The following is a 13,219-nucleotide window of genomic DNA, read 5'->3' as shown; positions in this document are numbered from 1 at the left end:
ATGTCGGCCTGGCAGCAGCGACAGCACCTGCAGCAGGCGATCGCACGCCAGCCCGGCGATTTCGTCGCCTGGGTGATGCTGGCCGACCTGGAACTGGAAGCCGGCGACATCGCCGCCGGCGAGCAGGCGGCACGACGCGCGCTGCAGCTGCGCCCGAACCACCCCGAGGCCCTGGCGCGCCTGGGCCGCGTGGCCTGGATGGCCGGCGCGCACGCCGACGCGGCGAAGCTGCTTGGCCAGGCCTCGGCATTGGCCCCGCAGCACCCGGGCATCGCGCTGTGGCTGGGCCATGCGCTGGAAGACGCCGACGATGCCGAAGGCGCAGCAGCGGCCTATCGCCGCGCGCATGCGCTGATGCCGGATGAACCCTACATCGCCGCGCAGCGCCTGGCATGGCAGCGCCGCCTGTGCGACTGGCAGGACGTGGACACGCTGGCTGCGCAGGTACGCGCCGCGCTCGCCGCCGGCCACGGTGCGGTGGAACCCTTCGCCTTCCTCAGCGAAGACGCCAGCGCGGGCGAGCAGTTGGCCTGTGCACGTGCGCGCGCCGCACTGATCGCCGCCTCGGTCCGGCCCTTGCCGGCAGTGACGGTACGCGCGCGCGGCCCGTTGCGCGTCGGCTTCCTTTCCAATGGCTTCGGCGCCCATCCCACTGGGCTGCTGACCGTAGCCCTGCTCGAACACCTGCGTCATGACCCGGCGTTGCAGCTGCACCTGTTCGCGCTGAACCGCGCCGATGGCAGCGGCATCCGCGAACGCCTGCAGTCCGCGACCCGGCTGCATGAGGTGGCCGCACTGCGGCATGCCGACATCGCGGCCCGCATCCGCGCACAGGGCATCGACCTGCTGTTCGACCTGCGCGGCTGGGGCGGCGGCGGCACGCCCGAAGTGCTGGCGATGCGCCCGGCCCCGCTGCAGCTGAACTGGCTGGCCTACCCCGGCACCTCGGGCGCGCGCTGGCTGGACGCCGTGGTCGCCGACGAATTCGTACTGCCGGCAGCGCTGGAACCGCACTTCAGCGAACGCGTCCTGCGCCTTCCGCGGGCCTTCCAGCCCTCGGACAACACCCGCACGCTGGAGCCGTCGCCGTCCCGCGCCGAGTGCGGGCTGCCCGAGCACGGCGTGGTGTTCTGCTGCTTCAACAACAGCTACAAGCTCAACCCGCGCAGCATGGGCCGCGCCTTCGCAGTGTTGCAGGCCGTGCCCGGCAGCGTGCTGTGGCTGCTGTCCGGCCCCGGCCAGGCCGACGCCCGCCTGCGCACCGCCGCGCAGGCTGCCAGCCTGGACCCGGCGCGGCTGGTGTTCATGGCCAAGCTGCCGCATCCGCAGTACCTGGCCCGCTACCCACTGGCCGACCTGTTCCTCGACACGCATCCGTACAACGCGCACACCACCGCCTCCGATGCACTGTGGGCCGGCTGCCCGGTGCTGACCTGCCCGGGCGACACCTTCGCCGCGCGCGTGGCCGGCAGCCTCAACCACCATCTGGGGCTGGCCCGGATGAATGTCGCCGATGATGCGGCGTTCATCGCCACCGCCAGCGCACTGGGCAATGACCCCGCAGCACTGGCCTCGCTTCGCGCCGAGCTGGCGCAGGCGCGCGACCGCAGTGGCCTGTTCGACATGGCCGGGTTTGCCCGCGACCTGTCGGCCCTGCTGCAGCGGCTTGCCGGTGAACACGGCTGGCAGGGCCTCGACAGCACCTGAGCGACCCCTGCGTTACGCTCGGGCTTCCTCCCCGCGTGGTGTGACGATGGCCAAGCTCAAGCGCAAGGACTACGACGAACTGCTTCTGCCGCTGCAGCTGGAACTGACCGCGATGGCGCGCTGGGTGCAGCTCAGCGGGCAACGCCTGCTGGTGCTGTTCGAGGGACGGGATACGGCAGGCAAGGGCGGCGCGATCCAGGCCATCAGCCAGCATCTCAATCCACGCCAATGCCGGGTGGTAGCACTGCCCAAGCCTACCGACCGCGAAGCCACGCAGTGGTATTTCCAGCGCTATGCCTCGCATCTTCCCGCCGCCGGCGAGATCGTGCTGATGGACCGCAGCTGGTACAACCGCGCAGGCGTCGAGCGGGTGATGGGCTATTGCAGCGAAACCGAGTACCAGCAGTTTCTGCGCCAGGCACCGGTGTTCGAGCAGCTGCTGGTGGATGACGGCATCCTGCTGTTCAAGTACTGGCTGTGCGTGGACCAGGAGCAGCAGGAGAAGCGCTTCGCCGAACGCCACCTCGATCCGCTGAAGGGCTGGAAGCTGTCCCCGGTCGACCTGAAATCGCGCAGCAAGTACAGCGCCTATACCGAAGCCCGCGAGGCGATGCTGCGCGCGACGCATCGCGAGGCTGCGCCGTGGACGCTGGTGGATTTCAACGACCAGCGGCTGGGGCGACTGACCCTGGTGCGCAACCTGCTGGACCGGTTGCCGGACACACGGGTGGATGCGCCGTTGCCGGAGCTGCCGAAGCTGAAGGGCAAGCTGCATCGCGAGCACTACGATGTGCTGAAGCCCATCGAGGATTTCCCGGTCGAGGATTAGGGTTGTTCGGCAGGGTTGCACCCTGCACCTGCTCAACGCAACGGCAACGGCAACAGCAACAGCGGGCATCCGCGGGATGGCGGCGCGGTGGGTGGGCACGACCGTTGGCGCCATGGATGGCGACATCGAGCCCCCATGGACGGGTCTACGGCGTGTCCTACCCACCCAACCGCCCCGCCTCCGACAGATCCCTGCGGCTGTTGGTAGGTGTCGACCTTGGTCGACACATCTGTCAGATATCGAAATGGAACCGGGGTCAGATCCGTTTTCCTGCGGAAAGCGGATCTGACCCCATCGGCAATCCCATTGGCCTGGCGGGCGTCGGATCGTGTCTGGGGCAGAGCCCCCTGAGTCAGGGGGCGGCCGCGAAGCGGCGGGGGTTTGGGTGTTGGTAAGTGGGGCCCGCGGTTCGCGCAGCGAAGCGTGGGAGCGGCAGCGCGCATGCGATGGCGCGTACCGAGGTGCAGGGCCGCAGGCCCTGCCGACCACCCCACTATTTGCCAGCAGCGATCTGCTTTTCGATGTCGGCGGCGGTCACCGGGCCAAGGAAGGTGTGGGCCAGCTTGCCCTGCGGATTTAGCAGATGCGTCAACGGCAGGCCTCGCGGCGTGGCGAAGTCGGCCGGCGGATCGAACGGGTCCACGATCACGATCGGATAGGTCACCGGATGCTTGGTCAGGAACGACTGCATTTCCGGCACTTCGATGTCCTCGTAGGCCAGGCCGACCACCTCGATGTTGCTGCGCATCGCATGCAGCGCCGACAGCTCGGGCATCTCCTTGCGGCACGGGGCGCACCAGGTCGCCCAGAAGTTCACCACCACCCACTTGCCACGATGCGCGGCCAGATCGTAGTCGCTGCCATCCACCGCCTTCATCTTCAAGGTCGGGAATTCGGCAGTGGTGCGCTCGGCCGGGGTTTCATCGACCGGTGCCGGAGTGGTCGGCGTCGGCGCCTGTGCCGGCGGCTGGCTGCTGGCCGGTGTCGGCTCCTGGGCCGGCTTGCAGGCCGCCAGGGCCAGCAGCAGGGTCAACGGGAGCAGCAGCGGCAACGGCGTCTTGCGGGTCATGGCATGTCTCCAGAGTCGGTATAGATATCACTGACCTTGCGCTTCAGGCGTTCGCGCAGGGGCAGCCGCAGATCGTCCAGCGCCGCCAGTGCGGCACGGCCCAGGCTGTCATCACGGTACGGCAGGTGCTGCTCGGCCACCGGGATGCGCAGCTGGGTGCATTCGTACAGATCGGCCAGGCTGACCTGGTCCAGGTCACGCGACAGCAGCCACTCGCCCCGCTCGTCGCGGCGCAGCAGGTCGATCTCCTGCAGGTTGCAGATCAGGTCCTGCAGCAGTGAATCGGTCAGCATCGGCTCCAGCCGCAGGATCTCGTCATCGGCCAGGCCCTTGCCCTTGGCCCGTGCATGCTGGAAGCGGCCAAGCAGGCGCAGCAGTCCATAGAACTCATACCCCTGCGGCAGGCGCAGTTCCACCGGCTGGTAGCGGAAGGCGGCCATCGAAGAAGCCAGCGACGCCCCCAGCAGCACCGCCACCCAGCACAGGTAGATCCACAGCAGCAGGATCGGCACGAACGCCACCGTGCCATACAGTTTCTGGTAGGACTGGAAGCTGCCCAGATAGGCACCGATGCCCCACTTCACCAGTTCCAGGATGACCGCCGCCAGGATCGCGCCGGGCACGGCATGCCGCCATTTCACCGTGTGGTGCGGCACCACCCGGAACATCAGCGTGATGCAGACGAACTCGATCAGGATCGGCGCCAGCCGCAGCGCCAGCTCGGCCAACCAACGGCCCTCCTGGGTACCGAACAACGGCATCGCGAACACCCGCGCCGATACCGCAAGCGATGCGGCGGCGAGCATCGCGCCCAAGGTCAGCACGGTCCAGTAGACCAGGAAGCGGGTCAGCTTGGGCCGGGTCGAGCCAACCCGCCAGATCTGGTTGAAGGTCTCTTCCACACTGTTGAGCGTGATCAGCAGTGAGGCCACCAGTGCGATGAAGCCGGCCGCCGTCAGCTGGCCGGCACTGGCCGAGAACTGCCGCAGGTAGCCCTCGGCTGCACGCGCCGCGGAGGGCACGAAGTTGGAGAATACGTAGTCGCTGAGCTGATCGCTCCAGCGGTCGAAGACGGGGAAGGCCGACAGCACACCGAATACCACGATCGCCAGCGGTACCAGCGCGAACACCGTGGTGTAGGCCAGCGCCGCCGCTGCCTGGAACAGGCGGTCGTCGAGGAAGCGATGCCACAGGAAGCGGCCGAAACTGATGGCCCGTGCGCGATCCCGCGCGCGCTCCATCCACAGGTTGAGCGTATCCAAAGGTTCCATCGGTGGAAGGGTACCCGATGCGGAATGCTGGCAGGATAGCCATACTGGTAGCCACACGACGAGGAGAAGCGGGCACGATGGGCGAGATTCTGGTGCTGTACTACAGCCGGGGCGGTTCGGTGGCACGGCTGGCGCGCCAGATCGCGCGGGGCATCGGCGAAGTGCCGGGCATGACCGCGCGCCTGCGCACGGTGCCGCCGGTGGCCGCCGTGACCCAGACCGCGCAGCCACCGGTACCCGACGATGGCGCCCCCTACGTGAGCGTGCAGGACCTGGTCGACTGCCAGGGCCTGCTGCTCGGCAGCCCCACCCGCTTCGGCAACATGGCCGCGCCGGTCAAGCACTTCCTGGATGGGCTGGGCGCCGAATGGGTCAATGGCACCCTGTCCGGCAAGCCGGCCGGCGTGTTCACGTCCACCGCCTCGATGCACGGCGGCCAGGAATCGACCCTGCTGTCGATGCAGGTGCCACTGCTGCACCACGGCTGCGTGATCGTCGGCATCCCGTTCACCGAACCGGCGCTGAGCCACACCATCAGTGGCGGCACGCCCTATGGCGCCAGCCACGTGGCCGGTGCCGCCGACGATCCGCAGCCGACCGACGACGAAGCGGTTCTGGCGCGCGCGCTGGGGCGCCGGGTGGCCGACATCGCGCAGCGGTTGGCCCGATGAACCGCGCGCCGCGCACGGTCCTGCTGTTGGCCCTGATGGGGCTGGCCGCGCTGTTCGCAGGCTGGTTCATCAATGACAGGCACTGGCTGGCCACCCAGCTGGTGTTCACCGCGCCACCGCTGGCGCTGGCCATCGCCGTGCGCCTGGGCTGGCGCAAGGCCGGCTTCTGGGCCTCGGTGCTGGCGCTGGGCTGGTTCAGCCACGGCGTGATGAGCGCCTGGAGCCACCCGGAGACGCGCTGGCTGGCGCTGATCGAGATCGCGCTGGCGCTGCTGGTGATCTTCAGCGCCAGCCTGCCCGGCCTGCGCGCCCGCTTCGGCAAGCGGCGCTGACGCTGCGCGCCCAGGGCCTTATCATCTGCATTCCTGGCCCCGCGCCGCAGTCCCTGTCCTGGTTTCGCGCATGCACATGATGGAAGAGCTCCTGGTCGTCACCACCGGTGGCACGATCGACAAGATCTACTTCGACGACAAGTCGGACTACCAGATCGGCGATCCGCAGATCGGCATGATCCTGCGCGAGCTGGGCGTGACGTTCCGCTTCAACGTGATTCCGATCCTGCGCAAGGATTCGCTGCACATCAACGACGAAGACCGCGAGCTGATCCGCGCCACCATCGCCGCGCAGCCCACCCGGCACGTGCTGGTGACCCACGGCACCGATTCGATGGTGCAGACCGGCAAGGTGCTGGCGACGATCCCGGACAAGACCATCGTGATGACCGGTGCGCTGAGCCCGGCACGCTTCCGCGGCTCGGATGCGGAGTTCAACATCGGTTGTGCGATCGGTGCGGTGCAGTCGCTGCCGAGCGGCGTGTACATCGCGATGAACGGGCGGATCTTCGACCCGCAGCATGTGCGCAAGAACGTGGCGGCGAACCGTTTCGAGTCGGTCTGAGGAACAGCGTGCCGGCCGAGGTCGGCACCCACCCGGACAAAAACGCCCCGGCCGAAGCCAGGGCGTGCCCTTGGAGAGGGACTTGGGCTCAGTACTGGGCGCTGAGGGTCAGGCCCGAGAAGGTGCTGTACGCCTTCACCCGCACATACCAGGTGCCGGCGGCAGGGCTGTTGATGGTGCAGGTCTCGCTGTTGCCGCTCAGGTACGGACGGCAGGTGTAGGTGGTATCGGTCGGGGCACTGCCCTGGCGCACGTACAGGTCGGCATCACCGCTGCCGCCACTGATTGCCACGCGCAGCTGGGTGCTGCCGGCCGGGACGGCGACGGTGTAGTTCAGCTCGGCACCGGTCGCGGCGCCCAGGCCGGTCACCGGCACATTGTTCTGCAGCACGTTGCCACCCGGGTTCGGGTTGCCACCGCCGTTGATCGCTGCGGTGACCGCCGCGTTGGCGTCGACGATGCCGGCGCCGCAGCCCCCCGAGCAGGCGCCCGGCAGCGGGCGTGCGGTGCTCTTGATGATGCTCTCGACCTGTGCCGGGCTCAGCGGGCTCGGCGCCACCGACTGCATCAGGGCCACCACACCGGCCACATGCGGCGCCGCCATCGAGGTGCCGTTGTAGGACGCGTAGCTGGCGCTGCCCGGCGTGGTGGTGCCGGTGTTGAGGGTGGACAGGATGCTCTGGCCCGGGCCGGAAATGTCGATGCCGGCACCATAGTTGGAGAAGCTGGCACGCGCACCGGCCGAGGTCGTGGCCGCCACCGCGATCACGTTCGCGCAGTTGGCCGGCACCGACGAGGACACGTTGGTGTTGCTGTTGCCAGCGGCGACCACCACGGTGGTGCCGCGGCTGACCGCGCCGTTGATCGCGTTCTGGTAGGTGGCCGAGCAGGTGCCGCCCCCGCCCAGCGACATGTTGATGACTTCCGCCGGATTGGCATTGGCCGGCACGCCACTGACGGTGCCGCCGGAGGCCCACACGATCGCATCGGCGATGTCGGAGGTATAGCCGCCGCACTTGCCGAGCACGCGCACCGGGACGACCTTGGCGTTGAACGCCGTGCCGGCCACGCCGGTGCTGTTGTTGGTCACCGCCGCCACGGTGCCGGCGACGTGGGTGCCGTGCCAGCTGGAGTTGGACGCCGGGATGCCCGAGCCGCACTCGTTGGCGCCATACCAGTCGCCCTCGTCGTTCGGGTTGCTGTCGCGGCCACCGCCATCGCGCGCCATCGCGGCATCGCTGATGAAGTCATAGCCGGGCAGGATGTTGGCGTTGAGATCGGGATGGTTGGTGATGCCGGTATCGATCACGGCCACCACCACGCCGGTGCCGGTGGCCTTGTCCCAGGCCGGCCGCACGTTGATCGACGCGTTGGAGGTACCAAAGCCCCACTGTTCGCTGAAGCGGGTGTCATTCGGGGTCAGCGTCGCACGCATGATCTGGTCGACTTCGACGTATTCCACGTTCGGGTCGGCGGCCAGCTTGCGCATCAGCAGCTCGGATTCAGCCTGGTCAAGCGGGCGGTCGGTCCTGACCAGGGTCGGGCCGACGGCCAGCTTGCGGACCTGCTGCAGGCCCAGCGCACGGCCCTGGCTGCTGGCCAGGCCGGCGGCGGCACTCTTCAGCGAAGAGGCCAGTGCGGTGGTGTTGGCCACCGGCGCACTGCCGTCGCGGTACTTCACGATGAAGCGCTGGTGCGTCGGCGCAGACTGCAGGCCGCTGAGCTGGACGTCACCGGCCAGCGCAGGCGTGGCCAGCAGCAGCGATGACAGAACGGACGCACCAAGGACCACCCACACTCGACGCACACGCGGTTGCGTTACCTGGGACATCGTATTTCCCTTTCTAGTGGTGTGAATGCCGGAATCGGCAGAAGCACCGGCCCGAACCATGGGCTGGCTTGCGTTGGCGAGGTTCGAAGTCCGGCGAGTCAGCGGATCCCCCTATCGATCCGCCGTGCAGATGACGCTAATGACCAAAACCGGACACCACAAGATTTTCAGCGTCTTTTCAGCAAGATGAAATGTTCGTTCTGAGACTTCCCGGGTCGAGGGTTTGTGAAGGTGAAGGAACTTTCTCATCTTCTGCACACACCTGACTGGGTCATCACCTGTCCTGCGATGACTTTGCCGACATCGGCATCCGCCGATTCGGGGTCGGAGTGGGGGGTCAGATCCCTTTTCCCACGGAAAAGGGATCTGACCCCACCCACCTGTCCACAACGCAGAAAGCCCGTCACAGGGACGGGCTTTCCAGAAACGCAGCCGCGCGTGGGCTCGGCTCTACAGTTCAGCGTGAGCGATCAGCCCAGCTTGACCAGCCAGTTGTGCCGGTCCGGCAGGCGGCCGTACTGGATGTCGGTCAGTTCCTTGCGCAGCGACATGGTCACTTCGCCGGCCGGCGCGTTGATGTCGCCCACCGAGAAACCCTCGCCCTTCAGCTGGCCGATCGGGGTAACCACCGCCGCAGTGCCACAGGCAAACACTTCGCTGATCGCACCGGAGGCCACGCCGTCCTTCCACTCGTCGATGCTGACCTTGCGCTCTTCGACCTTCATGCCACGGTCGCGCGCCAGCTGCAGGATGCTCTCGCGGGTGATGCCCTCGAGGATGCTGCCGGACAGTTCCGGGGTGACCAGCGTGCCGTCCTTGTAGACCAGGAACACGTTCATGCCGCCCAGTTCTTCCAGGTACTTGCCTTCGACCGGGTCCAGGAACAGCACCTGCGAGCAGCCCTGCGCCTGCGCCTTCTGCTGCGGCAGCAGCGAGGCGGCGTAGTTGCCACCGCACTTGGCGGCGCCGGTGCCGCCCTTGGCCGCGCGCGCGTATTCGGTGGACAGCCAGATCGACACCGGAGCCACGCCCTTGGCAAAGTACGGGCCGGCCGGGCTGGCGATGACGTAGTAGCCGGCCTTGTGCGCGCCGCGCACGCCGAGGAAGGCTTCGTCGCCGATCATGAACGGGCGGAAGTACAGGCTCGACTCGTCGGCCGACGGCACCCACTCGCTGTCGACGGCGATCAGCTGCTTCAGCGATTCGACGAAGATCTCCACCGGCAGTTCCGGCAGCGCCAGGCGCTGCGCCGAACGCTGCAGGCGACGGCCGTTGGCATCCGGGCGGAAGGTCCAGATCGAGCCGTCAGCATGGCGGTAGGCCTTGATGCCTTCGAAGATCTCCTGGCCGTAGTGCAGCACGGCCGCGGCCGGGTCCAGCTGCAGCGGGCCGTAGGCACGCACGCTGGCGTTGTGCCAGCCGGCATCCTTGTCCCAGCGCACTTCCACCATGTGATCGGTGAAGTGCAGGCCGAAGCCCGGCTTCTCCAGGATCTTGGCGCGCTCTTCAGCGCTGCGCGGGTGGTCCGAACGGGTGACGGCGAAGCTGGGAATGGACTGGGACACCGGAGGATTCCTGTTCTGGTTGCGGGTAGTGCCGGGCCCGCGTCACTGCGGGCCCTGGGTCAAAGCATGCCGGTCTCGAGCCGCGCCGCCTCGGACATCATGTGCTGGTTCCACGGCGGGTCGAACACCAGGTCGACGTCGGCCTCGGCCACCGTCGGGATCATTTCAAGCTTGCTGCGCACGTCGTCGACCAGGATCTCGCCCATGCCACAGCCCGGTGCGGTCAGGGTCATCTTCACGTCGATCTCGCGCTTGCCTTCGTCCAGATGCTTGATCTCGACTTCATAGACCAAGCCCAGTTCAACGATGTTGACCGGAATCTCCGGGTCGAAGCAGGTGCGCAGCTGCTGCCACACCAGTTGTTCCACCTGCTCATCGGTGGCGTCGGCCGGAAGCTCGAGCGGTGCCGGCGCCTCCTTGCCGATGGCGTCGCCGTCCTTGCCGGCGATGCGGAACAGGTTGCCCTCGACGAACACCGAATAGCTGCCGCCCAGCGCCTGGGTGATGTACCCATAGCTGCCGGCAGGCAGGGTCACGGTATCGCCCTGCGGGACCATCACGGCCTCGCAATCGCGTTCGAAGTGGACAGGTTCGCTGCTACGGGAATACATGGGGACCGATATGGGGCCGTGGCCGGGGCCACGCAAGACGGCATTCTAGCCCAGCCGCCCCGGCACCGCCGGTGCACTGCGGCAAACCACAGTATCCTGTGGGTGATCTTCAGGGAGCTTCGATGTCCTCCATTGCCACGCGTGCCAGGACCGTCACCTGGCTCTGGTCCCTCATGCTGTTGCTGGGTCTGCTTGTTGCTCCCCTCGCCTGGATGGTCCTGGCGCTGATGACCGGCCGACAGGTCGGCTGGATGGCGGTAGTGTCCGCCCTGGAACTGGTGTTCATGCTGCGCCTGGGCACACTGGGCCCGGGCCGGTTGCGCATCGCCCTGGTCGTGCTCGGCACTCTGCTGGTGGCCGCCGTGGCCAACTGGGCCATCGCCAGCGCCTGGATGGGCGGCTCGATCGGTCTGGACCTGTGGGACGCCACCACGCGGATGGGCCCGCACCTGGCCTGGACCCTGATCAACCTGGCCAATGGCGCGATGGAATGGCTGTGGCTGGCCGTGGCCGTGGTCGTCGGCGCCTGGCTGGCGCGCTGAGCGCGTAGATCCACGCCACGCGCGGATGGGGGTTAATGCCGGACGCTGGCCGGCAAAAGCGTGCGGCCCCAGGTCCGCACTACCAGATGCAACCACCACGCGCGGATCCGGTAGTGCCGGCCGCTGGCCGGCAAAAGCGCGCGGCCCCAGGTCCGCACTACCAGATGCAACCACCACGCGCGGATCCGGTAGTGCCGGCCGCTGGCCGGCAAAAGCGTGCGGACCAAGGTCCGCACCTACCAGATGCAACCACCACGCGCGGATGGGGGTAGTGCCGGCCGCTGGCCGGGAAAGGGGTCAGAGCCCTGTCCTGCGGAAAGGGATCCGACCCCGGTCTTCAATGCCCGCCGTCGAGCGCCTTCAGCTCGCTCACCAGCGAGGCGGCCGCTTCGGCGCCGTCGCCATAGAGCATGCGGGTATTGTCAGCGTAGAACAGCGCATTCTCGATACCGGCGAAGCCGGTGCCCTTGCCGCGCTTGATCACCACCACGTTGCGCGCGTTGACCACGTCCAGCACCGGCATGCCGTAGATCGGGCTGGCCGGATCAGTACGCGCGACCGGATTGACCACGTCGTTGGCACCGATCACCAGTACCACGTCGGTGTTGGTGAACTCCGGATTGATGTCATCCATGTCGGCGATCAGGTCGTAGGGCACGCCCGCTTCGGCCAGCAGTACGTTCATGTGCCCGGGCATGCGCCCGGCGACCGGGTGGATGGCGAACTTCACCTTCACCCCGCGCTGGCCCAGCCGCTGCGCCAGTTCCCAGATCTTGTGCTGGGCCTGGGCCACGGCCATGCCGTATCCAGGCACGATCACCACGCGTTCGGCGTAGGCCATCATCGCCGCGACATCCGGGGCTTCGATCGGCTTCTGCGCGCCGCTGATCGCCTGCGCTTCGCCACCAGCACCGCCGCCGAAGTTGGAGAACAGCACGTTGCGGATCGGCCGGTTCATCGCCTTGGCCATCAGCCGGGTCAGCAGGATGCCGGCCGCGCCGACCATCATGCCGGCGATGATCAGCGCCTCGTTGCCCAGCACATAACCTTCGAACGACACTGCCAGGCCGGTGAACGCGTTGTACAGCGAGATCACCACCGGCATGTCGGCACCGCCGATCGGCAGCGTCATCAGCACGCCCAGCGCCAGTGCCAGCACGAAGAAGGCAACGATCGCCCAGGCACTGAGCGTACTGCCCGCGATGATCGCCAGCACCACCACCGCCAGCGCCACCAGCAGGTTCATCACCTGCTGGCCGGGCCAGGTCACGCGCTTGTCCAGGCGTCCATCCAGCTTGGCCCACGCGATCACCGAGCCGGACAGCGACACCGCGCCGATCGCCGCGCCGACCACCGCCAGCAGCAGCATCGTGCCGGACGGCTGGCGCGCGGCCAGGTCGGCCAGCGCCTGCGCGCTCCAGTGGCTGGTATCGCGGTGGGCCAGGAAGGCATAGCGCAGCAGTTCCACCGCACCGATCGCCGCCGCCGAGCCACCACCCATGCCGTTGTACAGCGCCACCATCTGCGGCATGTCGGTGATGGCAACCTTGCCGGCCGACCACCAGGCCAGGCCCGCACCCAGCAGCAGTGCCACCAGGATCAACGGCACGTTGTGCAGTTCGGGCAGGAAGAAGGTGGCCGCGGTGGCCAGCAGCATGCCCAGCCCGGCCCAGCGGATGCCGCTGCGCGCGGTCAGCGGCGAGGCCATGCGCTGCAGGCCGAGCAGGAACAGCGTGGCGGCGACCAGGTAGCTGGCCTTGACCAGCCAGTCGAGCAGTTCGACGGTGCTGATGTTCAAGCCTGCGGCTCCTTCGGTTCGTCCTTGCCGCCCCTGGGCGCGCTCGGCTTGAACATTTCCAGCATGCGCGCGGTGACCACGTAGCCACCGGCGGCATTGCCGGCGCCGAGCACCACGGCCAGGAAGCCCAGTGCCTTCTCCAGCGGCGTCTGCGCATGCCCCAGTACCACCATCGCGCCGATCAGCACGATGCCGTGGATGAAGTTGGAGCCCGACATCAGCGGGGTATGCAGGATCACCGGCACCCGCGAAATGATCACGTGGCCGGCGATGGCTGCCAGCATGAAGATGTACAGCGCTACGAACCCGTCACTCACCGGCAACGCTCCTGCTCTGTCTTCGTCGGCCCATCATAACCATGGGCTGAACCCGGCGCGCACCCGGCGTCAACCGGAGCGCCGCTCACGCGTTGTCGATAGTGACCCCGA

The 13,219-nt window shown here is 67.7% G+C and carries 13 protein-coding genes; 6 read left to right on the top strand and 7 right to left on the bottom strand.

The window, feature by feature from the left end; translation table 11 throughout:
• A complete protein-coding gene (locus AC5P7A_RS07980) occupies positions 1–1,707 on the top strand; it encodes an O-linked N-acetylglucosamine transferase, SPINDLY family protein (RefSeq protein ID WP_495220015.1) in 1,707 nt (568 codons plus the stop codon).
• Between the two features lie 46 nt (positions 1,708–1,753).
• The gene (gene ppk2, locus AC5P7A_RS07975; protein WP_032956942.1) at positions 1,754–2,536 is read left to right on the top strand and encodes a polyphosphate kinase 2; all 783 of its coding nucleotides are present in this window, start codon (positions 1,754–1,756) and stop codon (positions 2,534–2,536) included.
• A gap of 493 nt (positions 2,537–3,029) precedes the next feature.
• Here the strand turns inward: ppk2 and AC5P7A_RS07970 are convergent, their stop codons facing one another.
• Positions 3,030–3,605 (bottom strand): TlpA family protein disulfide reductase, encoded by a 576-nt coding sequence (locus tag AC5P7A_RS07970; RefSeq protein ID WP_241887123.1) that lies wholly within the window; start codon positions 3,603–3,605, stop codon positions 3,030–3,032.
• Positions 3,602–4,876, bottom strand: a complete 1,275-nt coding sequence (locus AC5P7A_RS07965) for a YihY family inner membrane protein (protein ID WP_032956948.1) — start codon at positions 4,874–4,876, stop codon at positions 3,602–3,604. The genes AC5P7A_RS07970 and AC5P7A_RS07965 overlap by 4 nt, the downstream gene beginning before the upstream one ends.
• A gap of 77 nt (positions 4,877–4,953) precedes the next feature.
• Here AC5P7A_RS07965 and wrbA point away from each other — a divergent pair, with 77 nt between their 5' ends.
• The 3 genes from wrbA to AC5P7A_RS07950 all read left to right on the top strand — a co-directional run bounded on the left by wrbA (position 4,954) and on the right by AC5P7A_RS07950 (position 6,444).
• Positions 4,954–5,547, top strand: coding sequence for an NAD(P)H:quinone oxidoreductase (gene wrbA / locus AC5P7A_RS07960; protein ID WP_069118531.1), 594 nt, complete (start codon positions 4,954–4,956; stop codon positions 5,545–5,547).
• On the top strand, positions 5,544–5,879 hold the full coding sequence (locus AC5P7A_RS07955) for a DUF2069 domain-containing protein (protein WP_014646024.1): 336 nt from the start codon (positions 5,544–5,546) through the stop codon (positions 5,877–5,879). The genes wrbA and AC5P7A_RS07955 overlap by 4 nt, the downstream gene beginning before the upstream one ends.
• Before the next feature lie 79 nt (positions 5,880–5,958).
• Positions 5,959–6,444 carry an asparaginase domain-containing protein gene (locus tag AC5P7A_RS07950; RefSeq protein ID WP_010481766.1) on the top strand — a complete coding sequence of 162 codons (486 nt, stop codon included), beginning with the start codon at positions 5,959–5,961 and terminating at the stop codon, positions 6,442–6,444.
• An 88-nt stretch (positions 6,445–6,532) separates the two neighbouring features.
• On the opposite strand, the gene AC5P7A_RS07945 is transcribed toward AC5P7A_RS07950, so the two are convergent.
• The 3 genes from AC5P7A_RS07945 to sufT all read right to left on the bottom strand — a co-directional run bounded on the left by AC5P7A_RS07945 (position 6,533) and on the right by sufT (position 10,451).
• Complete coding sequence (locus tag AC5P7A_RS07945; RefSeq protein WP_197606791.1) at positions 6,533–8,275, bottom strand: S8 family peptidase; 1,743 nt, start codon at positions 8,273–8,275, stop codon at positions 6,533–6,535.
• Positions 8,276–8,745: 470 nt separating this feature from the next.
• On the bottom strand, positions 8,746–9,840 hold the full coding sequence (locus AC5P7A_RS07940; protein ID WP_014646022.1) for a branched-chain amino acid aminotransferase: 1,095 nt from the start codon (positions 9,838–9,840) through the stop codon (positions 8,746–8,748).
• Positions 9,841–9,899: 59 nt separating this feature from the next.
• Positions 9,900–10,451 carry a putative Fe-S cluster assembly protein SufT gene (gene sufT, locus AC5P7A_RS07935; protein ID WP_005415385.1) on the bottom strand — a complete coding sequence of 184 codons (552 nt, stop codon included), beginning with the start codon at positions 10,449–10,451 and terminating at the stop codon, positions 9,900–9,902.
• A 122-nt stretch (positions 10,452–10,573) separates the two neighbouring features.
• Here sufT and AC5P7A_RS07930 point away from each other — a divergent pair, with 122 nt between their 5' ends.
• The gene (locus AC5P7A_RS07930; RefSeq protein ID WP_046429036.1) at positions 10,574–10,993 is read left to right on the top strand and encodes a hypothetical protein; all 420 of its coding nucleotides are present in this window, start codon (positions 10,574–10,576) and stop codon (positions 10,991–10,993) included.
• Positions 10,994–11,330: 337 nt separating this feature from the next.
• Here AC5P7A_RS07930 and AC5P7A_RS07925 read toward each other — a convergent pair whose 3' ends face one another.
• Together AC5P7A_RS07925 and AC5P7A_RS07920 are read right to left on the bottom strand one after the other, a co-directional pair.
• The gene (locus AC5P7A_RS07925; protein WP_495220014.1) at positions 11,331–12,791 is read right to left on the bottom strand and encodes an NAD(P)(+) transhydrogenase (Re/Si-specific) subunit beta; all 1,461 of its coding nucleotides are present in this window, start codon (positions 12,789–12,791) and stop codon (positions 11,331–11,333) included.
• On the bottom strand, positions 12,788–13,108 hold the full coding sequence (locus AC5P7A_RS07920; protein WP_014646018.1) for an NAD(P) transhydrogenase subunit alpha part 2: 321 nt from the start codon (positions 13,106–13,108) through the stop codon (positions 12,788–12,790). Before AC5P7A_RS07920 ends, AC5P7A_RS07925 begins: the two co-directional genes overlap by 4 nt.
• Between the last annotated feature and the right edge of the window lie 111 nt (positions 13,109–13,219).

This window comes from Stenotrophomonas sp. YJH_SMC_65, from assembly GCF_059369475.1.
The sequence above is the reverse complement of the archived record's forward strand: the minus strand, read 5'-3'. Positions and strand labels throughout refer to the sequence as shown.